Genomic DNA, 18,352 nt, shown 5'->3' with positions numbered 1-18,352 from the left:
TGCCCCCGGCGCCCCCGCCCCGGTCAGGCGCCCCCGGCCTCCGTCGCGGGCTCCTCGGCGACGTCGCCGTCCTGGGTGTGGCTCTCGAGCCGTGCCGCGGCCTCGCCGATGTGCTCGGCCATGACGGCCCGCGCCCGGTCGGGGTCGCCGCTCGCGATCGCGTCGATGATGAGGTGGTGCGTCTCGGCGTGCGCGACCCGGGCCTCGGGGTCCAGTGCCACGTTCGCGGCGCGCAGGAAGCCCGTGATCCGGGAGCGGAGCTGGGACGTGATGGTCATGAGCATGTGGTGGTCGGCGAGCTCCCAGAGCTGCTCGTGGAAGCGGCGGTCGAGCTCGAACACGCGGGCCGAGCTGCCGCGCTCGGCGGCGTCGACCATCTGCTGCACGGTCTTGCGCAGGCGGGCCTCGGTCTTGGCGTCCCACTCGGCCTGCACGCGCACGACGACGAACTGCTCGAGGAGCGTGCGCAGGCTCGAGATCTCCTCGAGGTCGCGGCTCGTGAGCGCGGCGACGCGGGCGCCACGGTGGGGGAGGCGTTCGACGAGCCCCTCCTCGGTGAGGCGGGTGAGGGCCTCCCGCACGGGGATGTGGCTGGTGCCGAGGCGTTCGGCGAGCTTGCGCTCGACGAGGCGTGACCCGGGCGCGAGGTCGCCGCTGAAGATCGCCTCTCGCAGCTCGACGGTCACGCGGTCGGCGACGTTCAGGTCGGGCACGCTCTTGAGCGCCATGGGTTCTCCGTAGTGTTCTGCGGTCCGATCCGGGAGGTGCCCCGAAGGATAGCGGTCGGCGAACTGGGCCCGGCTCCTCGCCCGCGGTGCGTGTCGGGGCGAGGTCTGCGCGGGGCGCACCGTTGTGCCACCATCGAGGCGAAGGGCCACCGGACGGCTTGCCCCCTCACTACATGCTATAGCATTCGAGGGTTGACGCACAGGCTCGAGGAGGATCCATGGTGTCCCTGCACGACCGGGTGACGGTGCCCGGTTTCCGCGGACTGGCGGGCGTAGCCCGCCGCGACGTCACGCCTCCCGTGGGCATCCGGGCCCGCAACTGGGGGCCCGCCGACTGGAACGCCTCCCGGGGCACGCACCGCGCGATGACCCTCACCGCGATCGCCCTCGCGCAGGAGACGCCCGGCAACGCGTCGTCACGCCGAACGCCCGACGGAGCCGCGCGCCCTGCCTCAGGAAGCGTGCCCGACGGCGCAGCGCACCCCGAGCGCCTCACGCGCCCCGAGCACACCGGCGCTCCCCGGGTCGAGCCACTGGTGTTGATCACCGTGGACGCCACGTGGTGGCGGCGCGTCGACGACGAGCGCGGCGTCCGGGACGCAGTCCTCGCGGGCCTCGGCCTGCCGCCCGAGCGGCTGCTCATCTCGTTGTCCCACACGCACGCCGGCCCGGTGCTGTGCAGCCACGACGCCGACCTCGAAGGTGGCGAGCTCGTCCCCGCCTACCTCGAGCACCTCACGACGCAGGCCGTCGACGCGGGCCGCGAGGCCGTGGCCTCGCTCGCCCCCGCGACGCTCGAGTGGACGACCGGGCGCTGCTCCCTCGCGGCGGACCGCGAGCTCGTCCTCGCCGCGGGCGGGTCGCACGGCGAGCCCGTCGACACGATGCCCGTCGACATGATGCCCGTCGACATGATGCCCGTCGACACGATGCCCGCCGGTTCCGGTGCCACGGCGGACGGGAGCGAGGACTTCGGGCTCCCCGTGATCGGCTTCAACCCGACGGTTCCGCGGGACGCCGCCGACGACACCGTCGTGATCGGCCGCCTCAGCCGGGTCGAGCCCGCGGCCGAGGATCCCCTGCCGACCACGACGGCCCTCGCGACCATCGTCAACTACGCGTGCCACCCCACGACGCTCGCGTGGCAGAACGCCCTGGTCTCCCCGGACTACGTGGGTGCGATGCGTGACCTCGTCGAGGAGGCGACCGGGGCGCCCGTCGCGTTCTTCCAGGGGGCCTCGGGCGAGCTGGCGCCGCGCGAGCAGTACACGGGGGACGTGGCGGTCGCCGACCGGCACGGCACCTCGCTCGGGCACGCGGTCCTCGCGGCGCTCGCCGAGCTGCCCCCTCCCGGCACGGCCCTCGAGCTCACGCACGTCGTGCAGTCCGGGGCTCCGCTGGGCATGTGGGAGCCGCGCCCCGTCGAGGGCTCGCGCGTCCTGCGGGCGGTGAGCGACGCCGTCGTGCTGGAGCTGCGGGACCTGCCGAGCCTCGCGCAGATGGAGGCCGAGTGGGCAGACATCGACCCGCGCAGCCGCGACGAGCGGCTGCGCCGCGCGCGCAACCTGCGCGACGGCTACGTGACCGGCCCGACCGTCGAGCACCCCACGTGGGTGTGGCAGATCGGGGACGGGTTCCTCGTCGCGCACCCGGGCGAGGCGTACTCGCGCTTCCAGCGCACGGTCCGCGAGCACGCGGGCGACCACCCCGTGGTGGTCGCGAACCTGACCAACGGCCCGGGCTTCGTGTACCTCCCGACCGACCAGGCGTACGTGCGCGGCGCCTACCAGGCGTGGCAGTCGCCGCTCGCGCCCGGTTCGCTCGCGCGGCTCGAGCAGCACGCGAACCACCTCATCGACACCCTGGCGACGACGCCCGCACCGGCGCAGACTTCCACGGAGGACCAGTGAGCACCACGAACACCCCGACCGGCACACCCGCAGGCACCCCGCTCCGCACCGCGATCGTCACGGGCGGCGCGGCGGGCATCGGCCGCCAGATCGCCGAGCGGCTCGCGACCGACGGCCACCGCGTGGTGTGCGCGGACGTCGTCCAGCACGACTTGCCCGCGCTCGACCTCGCGGCCCTGCCCGCCGAGCCGGGCCTGGTCTGGATGCCCCTCGACGTCACGGACCACGCGGCCGTGGGGGCGGCGTTCGACGCGGTCGCCGCGGCGACGGGCAGCATCGACGTCCTGGTCAACAACGCCGGGATCCAGCGCCACCGCGGCATCGAGGACCTGACCTGGGACGAGTGGAAGGCCGTGGTCGACGTCAACCTGCACGGCGTCTTCACGTGCCTCCAGGCCGCGGGGCGCCACATGCTCGCCGCCGGCCGCGGCGCGATCGTCAACATCTCCTCGGTCTCGGCGCGCGGCTCCGCGGGCCGGGCCCCGTACTCGACGACCAAGGCGGCCGTGATCGGCCTGACCTCGACCGCAGGGGCAGAGTGGGCCGCGCGCGGGGTGCGGGTCAACGCGGTCGCGCCTGGGTACATCGACACGGGCGTCTTCCGTCAGGGCGTCGCGGCGGGGACGCTCAAGGAGGAGACGATCCTCGCGCGCATCCCCGCGGGCCGCCTCGCCGACGCCTCGGAGATCGCGAACGCCGTGAGCTGGCTCGTGTCCGACCAGTCGCAGTACGTGATCGGCCAGACCCTCTACGTCGACGGCGGGTTCATCGTCGACTACGGCGTCCCGCTCGCGAAGAAGCCGGAATGACGGGCAGGACCACGAGCCCGGGCGGGTTCGCGCGCATCACCGACGTCCGCACCTCGACGACGGTCGTCGCCCTGCCGCAGCCCCTGCAGCTCGGGGCCATGACGGTCACGCGCCGCGAGTACGTGGGGGTCCAGGTCCGTGCGCTCCTGCCGGGCGGCACCGAGGTCACGGGCGTCTCCTACGCCCTGACGCGCGAGGCGCCCATGGCGGAGATCGTCGAGCGTCTCGTCGCTCCGCACGTCGTGGGCCGCGAGCTCGCGGTCGAGGACCCGGCCGCGGGGGTGCGGGCGGCGTGGGACGCCGCGCTGCGCGGCTCGGCGATCGTGGGGCGCGTGGGCCTGGTCCGCCGGGCGATAGGCCTGGTCGACGTCGCACTGTGGGACGTCGCGGGCAAGGTCGCGGGCGTCCCGGTGTGGCGCCTCCTGGACTCCGCCGTGACCGACGTGCCCCCTGTGCCTCTCGGGCCCCCCGTGCCCGACGGCGCCGCTCAGGTCCCGTCGTCGGCCCGCCCTGGTCAGGGGCCGAGCGGGGACCCGGCCGAGCCGGTCGCCCCGGCGCGGCGGCCCGCGATCCTCGTCGCGGCCTACCCGACCCCCGGTCGCACGGCGCGCGCCGTCGCCGACGAGGTGCTCGACCGTGCCCGCGAGGGCTGGCCGCTGCTCAAGATCTCGCGGTCTGCCGACCGCGACCTCATGCGCGACCTGCTCGCGATCCTGCGTGCCGAGCTGCCCGGGGTGACGGGCCGGGAGACGGAGGCCGGCCGCAGCGGAGTCGTCGTGGACGTGGGCTTCGGCTGGCGCGACGCGGACGAGGCGCTCGCGGACCTCGACGCCTGGGGGATCAGCGCTCCGGCACCTGCCGGGGAACCGCCCGCGCTCGCGTGGCTCGAGGACCCCGTGCTGCCCGAGGACGCGGCCGGCGCCGCGCGGATCCGCGCGGTCACGGGGCTGCCGCTCGCGATCGGCGACGAGGTCACGGACCCCGAGGTCCTCGCGCGGCTCGCTGCGCTCGGCGCGCTCGACGTGGCGCGCGTGGACGTGGTCGGGATCGGCGGCCTCACCGCGGCCGACCCCCTGGTCCGCTCCTGGCAGGACGCGGGGCTCGTGACGTCGAGCCACGTGTACCCCGAGGTCAGCGTGCACCTGGGAGGCGCCGCGGGGATCGGCGTCGAGACGTTCGAGCGCTCGCCGCAGGGCAACCCCTACGACCCGGCGCCGCTGCTCGTCGAGGGCGGCCCCGAGTTCTCGGCAGCAACGGCGCTGCCGCCTGAGGCCCCCGGCCTGGGCTTCACCCTCTCGCCGACGTACTTCACGTTCGAGCCCGCCCCCTCGCTGCCGAGCACGTGGTTGGCGTCGGATACGGGCCCCGGAACGACGCCAACCGCATGCTCGACCGACGGCAACCGCATGCTCGACGACCAGGAGGACCGATGACCGACGCGACAAGCACGCCTGGGGCGAGCTCCGCCGTCGGGCACGACGAGCGAGGACCGGTGTCCGCCCAGAACCCGGCCGGACAAGCCCCCGTGCCAGGACCAGCCGTGACCCGCAGCGTCGTCGTGACCGGGAGCGGCAAGGGCATCGGCCGGGCCATCGCGGCGCGGCTGACCGCGGACGGGTGGACCGTCGTCGGGCTCGAACGGAGCGCCGGCTCGGGGACGGTCGAGGAGGGCGTCTGCGCGGCCGTCGTGCTCGCGGACTCGCGCGAGCGTGAGTCGCACCGCGAGGCCGCGCACGTCGCCCGGGGCCTCGCCCCGCTCGCGGGCTGGGTCAACAACGCGGGCATCACCAGGACCACGCCGCTGCACGCGCTCGGCGACCCCGCCCGAGCCGAGGAGATCGAGCGCACGGCGCGCGACGTCGTCGAGATCAACGGCCTGGGCTACCTCTGGGGGGCCGCCGCCGCGGTCGAGGTGTTCACCGACCAGGTGAGCGGCGGGTCGATCGTCAACGTCGGGTCGATCCACGGGCGGTCCTCGTTCGTCGACCACGCGGCCTACGAGCTGACCAAGGGCGGTATCGACGCGCTCGCGCGCAGCGTCGCCGTCACGTACGGGCGCTACGGCATCCGGGCCAACACGGTCGCGCCGGGCGGGGTCCGCACGCCGCACCTCGACGCGCAGATCGCGAACGCCGTCGACCCCGAGGCGGAGGAGCGCGGGCTCGCCGAGGGGCCGCCGCTCGGCCGCATCGCCGAGTCGGCCGAGATCGCGGCCGTGGTCGCGTTCCTGCTCTCGGACGAGTCGTCGTACGTCTCGGGCCAGTCGATCGCTGCCGACGGTGCGTGGACCGCGTCGTTCGGGACGCTGCCGCACGACGCCGGGCTCGACGCGCGGTACGGGCTCGACTGACGGCGTCCCGACACGCTGCCGGACGGGCGGCCCTAGCGGTCGAGGACCGTTCGGCCCAGGTGGCGTCGCACCCGGTGCAGCCGCGACTTGACCGTGCCCTCGGGAAGCTCGAGGAACGCGGCCGCGTCGCGCGTCGTGACGTCGTGGAGGATGCAGAGGTCGGCCACCTCGCGCAGCGCGGAGGGAAGCTCCGCGATCTCGCGGCGGGCACGGCCCGCGAGGATCGCTGCGAGCACGCTCGCCTCGGCGCCGTCCGCCGACGGTGCGGCCCGTCCGTGCACCTGCGCGACGCGGGCGACCAGCCAGCGGTGCCGCCGAGCGGCCCGCTGCTCGTTCGAGCAGAGGTTGGCCGCGGTCGCGAGGAGCCACGGGAGCACCGAGTCGTGGACGACCATCTCCCGCCGACGGCGCCACGCCGCCAGGAAGACGCCCGAGGTCAGGTCCTCGCACCGCCCCGCGACGTCGTCGTGCAACCCGCCCGACGTCAGCAGCGCGCGACACAGTCCGTGGACGCGCCGCGAGTGGCGACGGTAGACGACCGCGAACGCCTGCTCGTCACCCTCCTGGACCCGGCTCCACAGGTCCCCCTCGGCCACGGACCCCTCGTCGAACACCGACGACTGCTCACGCATCACTGCCCCCTGGTGCTGCCCGCCTGCAGGCACTGCTCCGCCCCGCCCCCACGGCGGTGCCCCCTCCGACCATCGTCACCCGCGGGCCCCGCGCAGGCGAGAGGAGGCGGCTCCGGGCAGCGTTCGTGCCCGGGCCCCGGGCCCCGGTCCCTCGATCCCGCCGGCCCCGTCAGCGAGCACCCACCCGGGGCCGGTCGATGTACCCGACGGAGTGGAACCACCGGACGTACGCGTCGAGCATCTCGGCGTCGACCGGCGGGCAGACGATGCCGCTCCCGGCGAGGTCCTCGTCCGCCCGCTCCCGCCCGAACCGCGGGAACGTCCCCTCGAAGTACAGCTCCTTGACCGTGAGCGTGCTCGACGACGCGATGTTCGTGAAGATCGGCAGGAACGACACGATCGGGTGCTCAGGGTGCGCCCTGCAGAACTCCGACAGGTCGTGCAGCCAGGTGTCGTAGTCGACGACGTCGATCGGGTGACCGTGCGCGCGCAGCCGCTCGACCATGAGCCCCAGGAGCGCGTACCGGGGGTTCGTGAGGTGGTAGGTCTGCCCCTGCGCCGGCCTGGTCTGCGCGAGGTGCACCACGGCGCGGGCCAGGTGGTCGACCGGCACGAAGTCCAGGGGCAGGCCGACGTCCGGCGCCCGGCCCATCTCGACGATCGCCTTGAAGAACGCGCAGATCGCGGCCTCGGTGTTCCAGTGGCCGTCCACGGTGCTGCCCGTGATCTCGTAGGGCCGGTGGACCACGACCGGCAGTCCACGCGCCGACGCCGCACGCAGGATCTGCTCGGCCACCCACTTGCTCTCCGGGTAGCCCATCGACAGCCGTTCGACGTGGTCGAGCGGGGTGTCCTCGGTGACGTGCCGGACGGCCGCGGAGCCCGAGCCCGCGAGCACGGCGATGGTCGAGACGTAGTGGAGCGGGACGCCGCCGCCCGCCTCGGCCAGCTCGACCAGGCTGCGCGTGCCGTCGACGTTCGTCCGCCGCAGCCACTCGTACGGGTAGACGAAGTTCACGTGGGCACCCGAGTGGTGGATCAGGTCCGTGCGCGCGGCGAGCGCCTCCCACGACTCGTCGTCCAGCCCGAGGCGATGGGCCGTGAGGTCCCCGGGCACGGCGACGACCCGGTCGGTGCCGAGCGGCCCGTGGCCGTACCTGCGCTGTGCCGCCAGCACGCGAGCCAGGGCGGCGTCCTCGTCGGCGGCGCGGACGAGGCAGCGGACCGTGGCGTCCGTGCGGTCGACGAGCTCTCGCAGCAGCGCGGAACCGAAGAATCCCGTCGCGCCCGTGAGGAGCACCTCTGCGGGCGGGGTGGACCGAGGGACCCGGTCGACCGGGTCCGGCCGGGAGAGCAGACGGACGTCGGGGCGCCAACGGTCCGTGCCGTCGGCAACCGGATCCCCGGTCGGGCGCACCCGGATCTCGTCGACGACAGCGGCGAAGGCCGCCGGGCGTGGGGCTGACAACAGGCCACGGATCAGGTCGTGGCCGTGGGCGCCGTCGAGCGCCAGCGACGACTGGACGCGAGCGATGAGCTGCGCAGCCATGAGCGAGTTGCCGCCCAGCGCGAAGAAGTCGCCTTCCGGGTCGACGACGTCGAGCGCGAGTGTCGCGCGCCAGGCACGCTCGACGGCCTCGCGGGTGTCCCGGGGAGCGTCCGGTGGAGCGTCCGTCCCGTCCTCGGTCGCGGGGCGGGTCGCGATGGCCGACGCCCGGTCGGCGAGGACCCGTCGGTCGACCTTGCCGTTCGTGGTGAACGGGAGAGCCTCGACGGGTACGACCGTCGCCGGGAGCATGTAGTCGGGCAGGGAAGCAGCGAGCGCGCGGCGGACCGACGCAAGATCGGGGACCGGTGCCTCGGGCCTCGCGGGAGTGCAGAAGGCGACCAGGACCCGGCTCGTCCCGTCCTCGACGGCCACGACAGCGGCCTCTCCGATACCCTCGCTCCCCGAGAGCGCCCTCTCGATCTCGGTGAGCTCGATCCGGTGACCGCGGACCTTGACCTGGTCGTCGAGCCGTCCGCGGAACTCCAGGAGACCGACCTCGCTCCACCGGACCTGGTCGCCGGTCCTGTAGTACCTGACCGGGGGAGCGCCGTCGAGGCTCAGGTGCACGAAGCGCCGTGCGGTCTCCTGCGGGTCGCCCAGGTACCCGGCCGCGAGGCCGTCCCCGGCGACGTGCAGCTCACCGTCCTCGCCCGGGGCGACCGGGGATCCGTCCGGGTCCAGCACGGCGACCGAGACGTAGGGGAGCGGGGTCCCGATCGGCACGGGCCCGTCGTCGGCCTCACCGAGAAGGTGCGCCACGGCCACGACCGTCGTCTCCGTCGGCCCGTAGCCGTTGACGACGTGCGTGGCGCGACCCACGGCGCGCGCGGCGAGGGCCGGGTTGAGGACCTCGCCGCCGGCGATCGCGTAGCGCAACCCGTCGAACACCTCCGGGCAGGACCGGGCGACGTGGTGGAAGACCCCTGTCGTGAAGAAGACCGAGTCGATCGCCGCGGCCCGGAGGGTGTCGCGCAGCGCGTCAGGAGCGAGGAGCAGCGACTGGTCGACGATCACGAGGCACGCCCCCGAGAGGAGGGTCGGCCAGATCTCGAGCGTCGACGAGTCGAAGGACAGCGAGGCCGCGTGCATGAAGCGGTTCGCGGGGTCGAGGACGAGGAAGCCGTTGTCGGTCGCCAGGCGCAGGACACCCCGCTGGCGCACGGCCACGGCCTTGGGCGTCCCCGTCGAGCCGGACGTGAACATCACGTACGCCGTGCGGTCGAGGTCGGCCGGGTGCTCGCCGGGGACGGCGTCCCCCGCGAGCCCGTCCGCTGCGAGCCCGTCGCCGGGTCGCCCGGGGCGGTCCGGTGCGCGGTCCGCCCCGGTGAGGTTCGGTGCGAGGTCCACGACCTCGACCCCGTCGGGCCCTTCCGCCCGGCTCCCGGCCGGGCGGACCGCGAGGGTCACGCCCGCGGTGGCGAGCATCGCGCGGACGCGCACCGCAGGCAGGTTCGCGTCGACCGGCACGTACGCGGCTCCCGCTCGCAGGATGCCGAGCATCGTGGCGCAGGTCTCCGCGGACCGGTCGCCGAGGACGGCGACGGCCGCGCCGGGCGGGACGCCCGCGGACCGGAGCCGACGCTCGACCTGCCGCGAGGCGTCCTGCAGGTCCCGATAGGTCCAGCGTCCCGTGTCCCACTCGACGGCGCTCCGGTTCGGCCAGGTGTCGGCGACGGCGTCGAAGGCGTGGGGGACGGAAGAGGCGTTGCGGACCCTCTCCAGGGTCGGCCCGCTCGTCGCAGCGCGGGCGTCGGTGGTGCCGGTCGGCGCAGGGCGCGGCTCGTGCTCGCTCGTCGTCATGGTCGGTCTCCTCGTCGCCAGAAGTGGTTCATCGCGATCGGGTCCTCGGGGAAGGGGCGGAGCTCGGTCACTCGTCCGTGCTCGATGCGGTAGACGTCCGCGAACCGGGCGCTCACGTCCTCGCCGTCCCGCCGTGCCGAGTCGACGGCGATCACGACCCCGCCGGTGTCGTCGACCAGGACGCGCTCGACGGCGGCGTGCGAGGTGCCGCCGGTGATCGCAGCCATCTGCGCGAAGGCACCGAAGACCTCGTCGTGGCCGCGGAAGGTGCCCGAGATCTGGGTCGCTCCTGGGATCACCAGGGTCATGTCGTCGGCGAAGAGTTCTTTCAGTCGGTCGACGTCGCCGCGGTTGAACGCGCGGTAGACCTCGTCGAGGATCGCTCGGTGATCGGTCGCTGCCATCTGCTGGCTCCCTGCTCGGTGGACGGACGGGTGCGAGGGGTCCCTCGTCCTGGTCAATGTCCGGCAGGGTGGGCGCGGTTCGCAGGGATCCGTCATGACGGGCGCCCTCCGTACACGGTTTCCTGGATTCAGGAATCCGTGTACTGTCCGACGCATGGAGACCGTCACCCTCACGCACACGGCCGCGCTCGCGCGCCTCGGGCACGCGCTGTCCGACGAGACGCGCACGCGCATCCTGCTCACGCTGCGCGAGGCCCCCGCGTACCCCTCGGACCTGGCCGACGCGCTCGGCGTCTCCCGCCAGGTCATGTCCAACCAGCTCGCGTGCCTGCGCGGCTGCGGGCTCGTCGAGGCGATCCCCGACGGGCGCCGTACCTGGTACCGCCTCGCCGACAGCCACCTCGCGCCCGCGCTCGACGACCTGCTCCGCCTCGTCGTCACGGTCGACCCCACGTGCTGCTCGCCCGACGGGTGCACCTGCTCGTGACCGACGTGACGGTGGGCCCTCGCTCCACCCGTGCCCTCCTCGCCCCCGCGCGCCGAGCCCTCCTCGAGCGTCGCGTGCGCTGGATCGTCTCGGCGACCATCGCGTACAACGTCGTCGAGGCCGTCGTCGCGATCGCTGCCGGGCGTATCGCGTCCTCGGCCGCGCTCGTCGGGTTCGGCCTCGACTCGGTCGTCGAGGTGCTGTCCGCCGCAGCCGTCGCGTGGCAGTTCGCGGCCCCCGACCCGCACCGCCGCGAGCGGGTAGCGATGCGCCTCATCGCCGTGTCGTTCTTCGGCCTCGCGATCTTCGTGAGCGTCGACGCGCTGCGCACGCTGCTGGGGTCCTCCGCGCCCGAACACTCGACCGTCGGGATCGTGCTCGCGGCCGTGAGCCTTGCGATCATGCCGTTCCTGTCCTGGTTCGAGCGTCGCACGGGCCGCGAGCTGGGCTCGGCGTCGGCCGTCGCGGACTCGCGCCAGACGCTCCTGTGCACCTACCTGTCCGGGGTGCTGCTCGTGGGCCTGGTGCTCAGCTCGACGCTGGGGTGGACGTGGGCCGACCCGATCGCGGCCCTCGTCATCGCGGCCGTCGCGGTCAAGGAGGGCGTCGAGGCCTGGCGCGGGGACGCGTGCTGCTCGCCGGTCGCCGGCCTGCACGCCGACGGCGTCGCACCGCACCACACGCCCGACGCGTGCCACGAGCGTGAGGAGGCTGCGCCGTCGGGCACCGACGCCCGCCTGGGCGGCGCGACGCCCGACACGGACGGCTGTACCTGCTGCGCCGACTGACGCCCGACCGCGCCGGCTCCGATGGCGGCCCCGGACGAGCCGACCTACGGTCGAGGAGGACCCGCCCGGACCGGACGGCGTCCTCCGAGTACCGACGACGGAACGAGGCATGTGGTGGCAACGCTGACCGTGTGGAAGTTCGAGACTCCCGAGGGTGCGCAGCAGGCGGAGGACGCCCTGCTGGCGCTGCAGAAGCAGGAGCTCATCCAGGTGCAGGACGCGGCGATCGTGTCGTGGGAGGAGGGGAAGAAGAAGCCCAAGACCCACCAGTCGAACAACACGACGGGCATCGGTGCGCTGGGCGGCGCGTTCTGGGGCCTGCTGTTCGGGATCATCTTCTTCATCCCGCTCATCGGCGTCGCGATCGGCGCGGCGTCCGGGGCCCTCGCAGGGTCGCTGACCGACGTGGGCATCGACGACGACTTCATCGACTCGGTGCGCTCCAAGGTCACGCCGGGGACGTCGGCGCTGTTCGTCATGACGTCAGGTGCGGTCATGGACCGGGTGCACGACGCGCTCAAGGCGCAGGGCATCCACGGTGAGCTCATCCAGACGAACCTGTCGTCCGACGAGGAGGCCAAGCTCCGCGCGGCCTTCGACGACGCGGTCTGAGACCCTCCGCAGTCGCGAGACGCACGGCCCCGGTCCATCGCGGACCGGGGCCGTCGTCGTGCCTCCCTCGCCGACGGTGACGCGTCCGACCCACACGCAACCTGCACGTCGACGCATCCGGCGTCCCGCCGGATCGGGCGTAGCGTCGAGACATGTCCGGAAACGAGACGCACGGACCGGCCGGGACTCTTCCCGCCAGGGGACGCGGCGCGCTCGCGGAGTCGACCGGTGCCACCTGGCGCCCTGTCGACGAGGGCGGTCCGGCCGAGGAGGACGACGCGACCCGCGACTGGGACAACGAAGGCGGGCACGAGCGCGGGCACGAGCGCGGGCACGTGGCCCACCACCCGCGCGCCACCGACCACGACCCTGCTCGGCCTCCCGACCCCGAGGCCCTCCGGGTGACCGGCGTCCTGGCGTCGGCGCTGCCCCCCGAGCTCGGCACGCCTCACGAGCCCGTCACGTACACCGTCCCAGCGGTCTTCTCCCGGCAGGTCACCCGGGAGGAGCAGGACGCGATCGAGGGAGACGCGGTCCGGCATCGCCTCGCGGACGCCGGCTTCGAGGACGTCGAGCTGACGGTCTCCGACCGTCGGCTGCTCATCGAGCACACGAGTCTGGCTGCACTGAAGGGGGGCCTCGCGCACGAGGTCGCGGACGTCCTGCGCGACCTCGGTCGAGACCTCGTCGCCGAGCACGACCGCCTGGCGGCCGAGATCGCGGAGCTGCAGAAGGAGGAGGACCGGCGCGCCGCCGTCGTCCTCGTGGAGGCGGAGCAGATCCGCTTCGAGTGACCGACAGCGGCCGTCGAGTGACGAGGACCCCATGGACACCGTGCCGAGCGACCCCCCGAGAGCGCGACCAGCCGCCCGCCGGATGACGAACGAGTACTCCGCGCTGGCCCGGCTCGTCCGGGAGACGGGCCTGCTCCGCCGACGCTACGGCTACTACTGGACGCGGCTCGTCCTGGCGGTGCTGGCCTTCGGGGGGATCTGGGTCGCGGTCGCGTTCGTGGGGAACTCGTGGTGGCAGCTCGTCCTGGCGGCCGCGATGGCCGTGGTCGTGACGCAGATCGCGTTCCTGGGGCACGACAGCGCGCACCGGCAGATCTTCCGGTCCAGGGCCTGGAACGACTGGACGGCCCGTGTCCTCGCGGGCGGGTTCGTCGGCCTGAGCTACGGCTGGTGGCGCACCAAGCACGAGCAGCACCACTCGGCCCCCAACCAGGAGGGCCAGGACCCTGACATCTCGCCCGGCGTCATCGCGTTCACCCCTGCGGCCCTGGCCGCGAGGACGGGCTGGCGGTCCTGGTTCGCCCATCACCAGGGGTGGTTCTTCTTCCCCCTGCTGACTCTCGAAGGTCTGAACCTGCACGTCGCGAGCGTGCGGACCGTGCTGCGCAGAGGATCGGTGCCGCACCGGGGGGTCGAGGCGCCCCTGGTGCTCGGACGGCTCGTCGTGTACGTGGGGGTGCTCGCGCTGCTCCTGCCTCCGGGGAAGGCCGCGGCCTTCCTGGGGGTGCAGCTCGCTGTGTTCGGCGTCCTTCTCGGGGGGTCCTTCGCCCCGAACCACAAGGGCATGCCGATCGTGCCCCCGGACGTGACGCTGGACTTCCTGCGGCGCCAGGTCCTCATGTCGCGCAACGTGCGCGGTGGGTACGCGGTCGACGCGGTGATGGGTGGTCTCAACTACCAGATCGAGCACCACCTCTTCCCGAGCATGCCGCGGCCCAACCTCAAGAAGGTGCAACCGATCGTGCACTCCTACTGCGAGGACGTGGGTGTGCCGTACACCGAGGTGGGCGTGTTCCGGTCGTACGGGATCGTCGTGCGCTACCTCAACCGCGTCGGTCTGCGGGCGCAGGAGCCGTTCACGTGCCCGCTCGCGGCGTCGCTCGGGCGGTAGGCCGGGGCGGCCGGGCCGCCCGTCGCCCAGGTGCGTCCGGGCTGAGCGAAGCCCGGTCGATCAAGGGGGGTGACCGACCGGGCTCCGCGTCCGTGGGGGCGTCAGGCCTTGAGCATGCTCGCCCGGGTGATGACGCCGTCCTGGACCTCGAAGGTGGCGATGGTCTCGCCCGACCCGTTCGAGGTCGACACGAGCTCGCGTGCGACCACCCACCGTTCACCGTACGCCACGGAGGCATCGATTGTGCAGTGCACATCACCCGTTGCAAGGCGAGGGCCGTAGAAGGCGCGCAGCGCGTCCTTGCCGACGATCGGCTCGGGTGTCACGCCCACGACCACGACGTCCTGGGCGTAGGTCGCGAGGAAACGTTCGAGGTCGTGCGCGTTGAACGCGTCGACCTGCTCGGTGACCACGGAGTGGGCTGTCGGTTGCTGGGTCATGCGGGTCCTCGTCTCGTGGGGGAGTCGTGCGCCGTCCGGGCGTGAGGTGCCCGACGGCGGAGCGCGCCGCGCGCGTCCGGGGCCGGCCGGCCGGGGTGTGGCCGGGGACCGGTGGGTCAGTCGATGCGGACGCCTCCGTTGATGTCGTACGTGGCGCCCGTGACGAACCCGGCCCGCGGGGAGGCGAGGGACGCGATGACCCATGCGACGTCGTCGGGGGTGCCGAACTTGCCCAGCGGGATCGAGGACGTGAGGGCTTCGCGGCCCGCGACGTCGAGCTGGTTCGTGATGTTGCTCGTGACCGGGCCGGGCGTGACCGCGTTGGCGCGGATGCCCTCGGCGGCCAGGAGGCGCGCGAAGCTGCGCGTGATCGCGAGGAGCGCGCCCTTGCTCGCGGCGTAGTGGACGCCGGTCTTGAGCGCGCCCTGCTGGCCCGCGATCGAGGCGACGTTGACGATGCTGCGGTCGACGGGCTCCTCGCCCTGGGGGGCCGCGGCCGCCCGCAGGAGGGGGAGCGCGGCTCGCGTCAGGACGAACGTGCCGCGCGCGTTGGTCTCCATGACGGCGTCCCACTCGTCGAGCTCGATGTCGTCGAGCGCACGGTAGGGGCACATGCCGCCGTTGTTGACCAGGACGTGGAGCCTTCCCCAGCGGCGGGTGACCTGGGTGACGAGCCTGTCGACCGACGTGACGTCGCGCAGGTCGAGGCGCGAGACGTGGCAGCTCGCGCCCAGCTCCGTCGCGAGGTCCGCGGTGGTGCGGGCACCGAGCTCGTCGTGGGCGTAGGTGAGCCAGAGGTCGTATCCGTCGCGGGCGAGCTGGAGGGCGGTCGCGGAACCGATCCCGGAGCTGGCGCCTGTGATCAGCGCAAGTCGTCGAGCCATGGCTTGAACGCTATAGCAAATTGCGGTGACCGCAAGCGTCCTGTCCACGGACGCTGGCCGTCGCTTGCTAGATGCTATAGCATTTCGCCTCATGAACCCCGACACCGTCGTCATCACCGACTGCGACCTCCCGGGCACCGCGTGCGAAGACACCGTCACGGCCGCCGGCCTCGGTGTCGTGCGCGGGACGGCCCGCACGGAGGACGACGTCATCGCCCTCGTCCGCGACGCCGCGGCCGCGGGTGCCACCCCGTCCGCCCTGGTCGTCCAGTGGGCGCCCCTCACCGCCCGCGTCCTCGACGAGATCGAGGGCGTGCGCTTCGTCAGCCGCATGGGCATCGGATACGACATGGTCGACGTCGCCGCTGCGACCGAGCGCGGCATCGCCGTCGCCAACACCCCGACCTACTGCATCGAGGAGGTCGCCTCCCACACCGTCGCGATGGTCCTCGGCCTCAGCCGTGGGCTCGTCGGCTACGACCGTGCGGTGCGCGACGGCGTCTGGGCCGCGACCGCCCCGCGCCCCATGGCCGCGCGCCTGTCCGCGACCACCGTGTCCGTGATCGGGTACGGCCGGATCGGGTCGCTCGTCGCACGCAGCTGCGCCGCGCTCGGCTATCGCGTCCTGGTCCACGACCCCTTCGTGCCCGACGTCGAGGTCGCCGCCGCCGGCTACCTGCCCGTGACCCGCGAGCAGGCCGTGGCCGAGGCCGACGTGCTGAGCCTGCACGCCCCGCTCAGCGAGGCCACACGCCACCTGCTCGACGCCGCGTCGATCGCGACCATGAAGCCCGGCGCGGTCGTGGTCAACACGTGCCGCGGCCCGCTGATCGACGAGGAGGCGCTCGCCGACGCCCTCGAGGGAGGGCACCTGGGCGCCGCCGCCCTCGACGTGTTCTCGCACGAGCCGCTGCCCGCCGACTCGCGCCTGCGCACGCTCGACCAGGTGCTGCTCAGCCCGCACGCCGCGTGGTTCTCGCCCGAGGCCATGGCCGACCTGCCCGTGCACACCGCGCGCAACGCGATCGACTTCCTCGCGGGTCGTCCCGTCGGCTCGATCGTCAACCCGGACTACGCCCGCGCCCTGGCACGCTGACCTTCCCTCGTGTGGGCGCTCAGCGCCGTCCCCCTACCCCTGGAGCCACTCCGTGCAGCACCTGCAGCTCATGCGCCTCGGCCTTCCCGGCCACGAGCGCCCCGTCGTCCGCGCGGCCGACGGCACGACCTACTCGCTCGACCCCTTGACCCGTGAGATCGACGGCGCGTTCCTCGCCGCCGACGGCATCTCCCGGGTCCGCGCGGCCCTCGCCGCGGGCGACCTGCCCGTCGTCGCGGACGCCGACGCCCTGCGGGTCGGCCCTCCCGTCGCCCGCCCCACGGCCGTCGTGTGCGTCGGCATGAACTACGCCGCGCACGCGGCCGAGTCCGGCGCCGAGCCGCCGACCGTCCCGATCATCTTCTGGAAGCACTCCAACACCGTCGTCGGGCCCGACGACGACGTGCTGCTCCCCCCGGGCGCGCAGAAGGTCGACTGGGAGGTCGAGCTCGCGATCGTCATCGGGAAGAAGGCCCGCTACCTCGCGTCGCCCGCGGACTCGGCCGCGCACGTCGCCGGGTACACCGTGTCCAACGACGTGTCCGAGCGCGACTACCAGATGGCCGTCTCGGGCGGCCAGTGGTCCAAGGGCAAGAGCTGCGAGACGTTCAACCCCCTGGGTCCGGCGCTCGTCCCGGCCGACCAGGTCGACGCCTCGAACCTGCGCCTGCGCTCGTGGGTCAACGGCGAGATCCGTCAGGACTCCTCGACGGCCGACATGATCTTCGACGTCGACTTCCTCGTGTGGCACCTGTCGCAGTACATGGTCCTCGAGCCGGGGGACGTCATCAACACCGGCACCCCCCAGGGCGTCGCCCTCTCGGGCCGTTTCCCGTACCTGGTCGACGGCGACGTCATGGCCGTCGAGATCGAGGGCCTGGGACGCTGCGAGCAGAAGGTCCGCGACGCGGTCGTGTGATCCCGTCCGACGCCCGGCGAGATGCTGCTCGTCGTCGCCCCGTCCGCCACGACGGCGACGACGAGCAGCATCTCGGGGTTCAGCCCGCGAACGGCAGGACCGGCAGCCCCGTGACCCCGGGGACGACACGGAAGACCGACCCCGCGTCGAGCTCGGGCTCGAACGGCTCGCCGATCATGAGCCGAGACGTCGTGATGAACAGCTCGTCGAGGTCCGTGCCGCCGAACGTGCACGCCGTGACGTGCGAGGCGGGCAGGTCGACCACCTCGGTCAGGGTCCCGTCCGGCGCGTAGCGGCGCACCGCGCTGCCGCCCCACAGCGCGACCCACACGCCGCCCTCGGCGTCGACCGTGAGCCCGTCGGGCAGGCCGTCCTCACGCGGGATCTCGACCAGGGGCCGCCGGTTCGCGAGGGGCTCGGGAGCCCCCGCGTCGTAGTCGAACACGTCGACCCGGCACGTGAGCGTGTCCACGTAGTACGCGAGCGTGCCGTCGGGCGAGAAGCCCAGCCCGTTCGAGCACGTGACGCCCGACAGCACGAGGCGAGCGGCGCCGTCGGGCTCGACACGGTACAGGGCGCCCACCCCCGACCGGTCGTCGAACGGCATGGACCCCGCGTAGAACGCGCCGTCGGGGGTGGTCGAGCCGTCGTTGAGGCGGACCGTCGGGTCGCTCCACAGCTCGGGGAATGGACGCACGGGTGAGTCGGAGGACTCGTCGTCCACGAGCGCGAGCCCACGCTCCAGCCCGACGACGTAGCCCCCTCGCGAGCGCGGACGCACCATGGTCGCGAGGTCGCCCACGTGGCGGCGGACCACCGTGGCGTCGGGCTGCAGGGTCAGGAGGTCGCCGGCCATCATGTCGACGAACCGCAGACCGCCCCAGGTCGGGGACCACACGGGCCCCTCGCCGTGGTGGGCGACGGGACCGGTGATGTTCTCGGCACGCATGGACCTATTGTCCCGGACCGCCGACGGTGAGGTGCCCACCCGCCGAGGGGGACGCAGCTGCCCGCCGAGGGTGACATCTGGTGTCACCCC

General features: G+C 73.4%; 18 protein-coding genes. 11 read left to right on the top strand and 7 right to left on the bottom strand.

Annotated features, from left to right (window positions below):
* Positions 1 to 23 precede the first annotated feature (23 nt).
* The gene (locus ACFRCR_RS02235; protein WP_377675153.1) at positions 24 to 728 is read right to left on the bottom strand and encodes a GntR family transcriptional regulator; all 705 of its coding nucleotides are present in this window, start codon (positions 726 to 728) and stop codon (positions 24 to 26) included.
* A gap of 218 nt (positions 729 to 946) precedes the next feature.
* On the opposite strand from ACFRCR_RS02235, the gene ACFRCR_RS02230 reads away from it, so the two are divergent.
* Genes ACFRCR_RS02230 through ACFRCR_RS02215 form a run of 4 tightly spaced genes read left to right on the top strand, consistent with a single transcriptional unit; the run spans position 947 to position 5,797 of the window.
* Positions 947 to 2,638 carry a hypothetical protein gene (locus ACFRCR_RS02230; RefSeq protein WP_377675151.1) on the top strand — a complete coding sequence of 564 codons (1,692 nt, stop codon included), beginning with the start codon at positions 947 to 949 and terminating at the stop codon, positions 2,636 to 2,638.
* On the top strand, positions 2,635 to 3,447 hold the full coding sequence (locus ACFRCR_RS02225) for an SDR family NAD(P)-dependent oxidoreductase (protein WP_377675149.1): 813 nt from the start codon (positions 2,635 to 2,637) through the stop codon (positions 3,445 to 3,447). The genes ACFRCR_RS02230 and ACFRCR_RS02225 overlap by 4 nt, the downstream gene beginning before the upstream one ends.
* Positions 3,444 to 4,880, top strand: a complete 1,437-nt coding sequence (locus ACFRCR_RS02220; protein ID WP_377675147.1) for an enolase C-terminal domain-like protein — start codon at positions 3,444 to 3,446, stop codon at positions 4,878 to 4,880. Before ACFRCR_RS02225 ends, ACFRCR_RS02220 begins: the two co-directional genes overlap by 4 nt.
* Positions 4,877 to 5,797, top strand: a complete 921-nt coding sequence (locus ACFRCR_RS02215; protein WP_377675145.1) for an SDR family NAD(P)-dependent oxidoreductase — start codon at positions 4,877 to 4,879, stop codon at positions 5,795 to 5,797. The genes ACFRCR_RS02220 and ACFRCR_RS02215 overlap by 4 nt, the downstream gene beginning before the upstream one ends.
* 32 nt (positions 5,798 to 5,829) lie before the next feature.
* Here ACFRCR_RS02215 and ACFRCR_RS02210 read toward each other — a convergent pair whose 3' ends face one another.
* The 3 genes from ACFRCR_RS02210 to ACFRCR_RS02200 all read right to left on the bottom strand — a co-directional run bounded on the left by ACFRCR_RS02210 (position 5,830) and on the right by ACFRCR_RS02200 (position 10,182).
* A complete protein-coding gene (locus ACFRCR_RS02210; protein ID WP_377675143.1) occupies positions 5,830 to 6,429 on the bottom strand; it encodes an RNA polymerase sigma factor in 600 nt (199 codons plus the stop codon).
* Positions 6,430 to 6,598: 169 nt separating this feature from the next.
* On the bottom strand, positions 6,599 to 9,778 hold the full coding sequence (locus tag ACFRCR_RS02205) for an amino acid adenylation domain-containing protein (protein ID WP_377675141.1): 3,180 nt from the start codon (positions 9,776 to 9,778) through the stop codon (positions 6,599 to 6,601).
* On the bottom strand, positions 9,775 to 10,182 hold the full coding sequence (locus ACFRCR_RS02200) for a nuclear transport factor 2 family protein (RefSeq protein ID WP_377675139.1): 408 nt from the start codon (positions 10,180 to 10,182) through the stop codon (positions 9,775 to 9,777). The genes ACFRCR_RS02205 and ACFRCR_RS02200 overlap by 4 nt, the downstream gene beginning before the upstream one ends.
* Positions 10,183 to 10,336: 154 nt before the next feature.
* Here ACFRCR_RS02200 and ACFRCR_RS02195 point away from each other — a divergent pair, with 154 nt between their 5' ends.
* The 5 genes from ACFRCR_RS02195 to ACFRCR_RS02175 all read left to right on the top strand — a co-directional run bounded on the left by ACFRCR_RS02195 (position 10,337) and on the right by ACFRCR_RS02175 (position 13,974).
* Complete coding sequence (locus ACFRCR_RS02195; RefSeq protein ID WP_056649628.1) at positions 10,337 to 10,669, top strand: helix-turn-helix transcriptional regulator; 333 nt, start codon at positions 10,337 to 10,339, stop codon at positions 10,667 to 10,669.
* Complete coding sequence (locus tag ACFRCR_RS02190; RefSeq protein ID WP_377675184.1) at positions 10,666 to 11,457, top strand: cation transporter; 792 nt, start codon at positions 10,666 to 10,668, stop codon at positions 11,455 to 11,457. The genes ACFRCR_RS02195 and ACFRCR_RS02190 overlap by 4 nt, the downstream gene beginning before the upstream one ends.
* 114 nt (positions 11,458 to 11,571) lie before the next feature.
* Positions 11,572 to 12,069 (top strand): DUF1269 domain-containing protein, encoded by a 498-nt coding sequence (locus tag ACFRCR_RS02185; protein ID WP_377675137.1) that lies wholly within the window; start codon positions 11,572 to 11,574, stop codon positions 12,067 to 12,069.
* Positions 12,070 to 12,221: 152 nt separating this feature from the next.
* Positions 12,222 to 12,863, top strand: a complete 642-nt coding sequence (locus ACFRCR_RS02180; RefSeq protein ID WP_377675135.1) for a hypothetical protein — start codon at positions 12,222 to 12,224, stop codon at positions 12,861 to 12,863.
* 82 nt (positions 12,864 to 12,945) lie between these two features.
* Positions 12,946 to 13,974: a fatty acid desaturase family protein gene (locus tag ACFRCR_RS02175; protein ID WP_377675133.1), complete on the top strand. Its 1,029-nt coding sequence runs from the start codon at positions 12,946 to 12,948 to the stop codon at positions 13,972 to 13,974.
* Positions 13,975 to 14,075: 101 nt separating this feature from the next.
* Here ACFRCR_RS02175 and ACFRCR_RS02170 read toward each other — a convergent pair whose 3' ends face one another.
* Positions 14,076 to 14,414, bottom strand: a complete 339-nt coding sequence (locus ACFRCR_RS02170; protein WP_377675131.1) for a nuclear transport factor 2 family protein — start codon at positions 14,412 to 14,414, stop codon at positions 14,076 to 14,078.
* 116 nt (positions 14,415 to 14,530) lie between these two features.
* Positions 14,531 to 15,298, bottom strand: a complete 768-nt coding sequence (locus ACFRCR_RS02165; protein ID WP_377675129.1) for an SDR family NAD(P)-dependent oxidoreductase — start codon at positions 15,296 to 15,298, stop codon at positions 14,531 to 14,533.
* Positions 15,299 to 15,389: 91 nt separating this feature from the next.
* Here ACFRCR_RS02165 and ACFRCR_RS02160 point away from each other — a divergent pair, with 91 nt between their 5' ends.
* Positions 15,390 to 16,394, top strand: a complete 1,005-nt coding sequence (locus ACFRCR_RS02160) for a C-terminal binding protein (RefSeq protein WP_377675127.1) — start codon at positions 15,390 to 15,392, stop codon at positions 16,392 to 16,394.
* 61 nt (positions 16,395 to 16,455) lie between these two features.
* Positions 16,456 to 17,313 (top strand): fumarylacetoacetate hydrolase family protein, encoded by an 858-nt coding sequence (locus tag ACFRCR_RS02155; protein WP_377675181.1) that lies wholly within the window; start codon positions 16,456 to 16,458, stop codon positions 17,311 to 17,313.
* A 79-nt stretch (positions 17,314 to 17,392) separates the two neighbouring features.
* Here ACFRCR_RS02155 and ACFRCR_RS02150 read toward each other — a convergent pair whose 3' ends face one another.
* Positions 17,393 to 18,262: an SMP-30/gluconolactonase/LRE family protein gene (locus tag ACFRCR_RS02150; RefSeq protein WP_377675125.1), complete on the bottom strand. Its 870-nt coding sequence runs from the start codon at positions 18,260 to 18,262 to the stop codon at positions 17,393 to 17,395.
* Between the last annotated feature and the right edge of the window lie 90 nt (positions 18,263 to 18,352).

Source organism: Oerskovia sp. NPDC056781, from assembly GCF_042789955.1.
Classification (GTDB): domain Bacteria; phylum Actinomycetota; class Actinomycetes; order Actinomycetales; family Cellulomonadaceae; genus Oerskovia; species Oerskovia rustica.
Note: the sequence above shows the minus strand (reverse complement) of the source record. Positions and strands in the feature narration are given on the sequence as shown.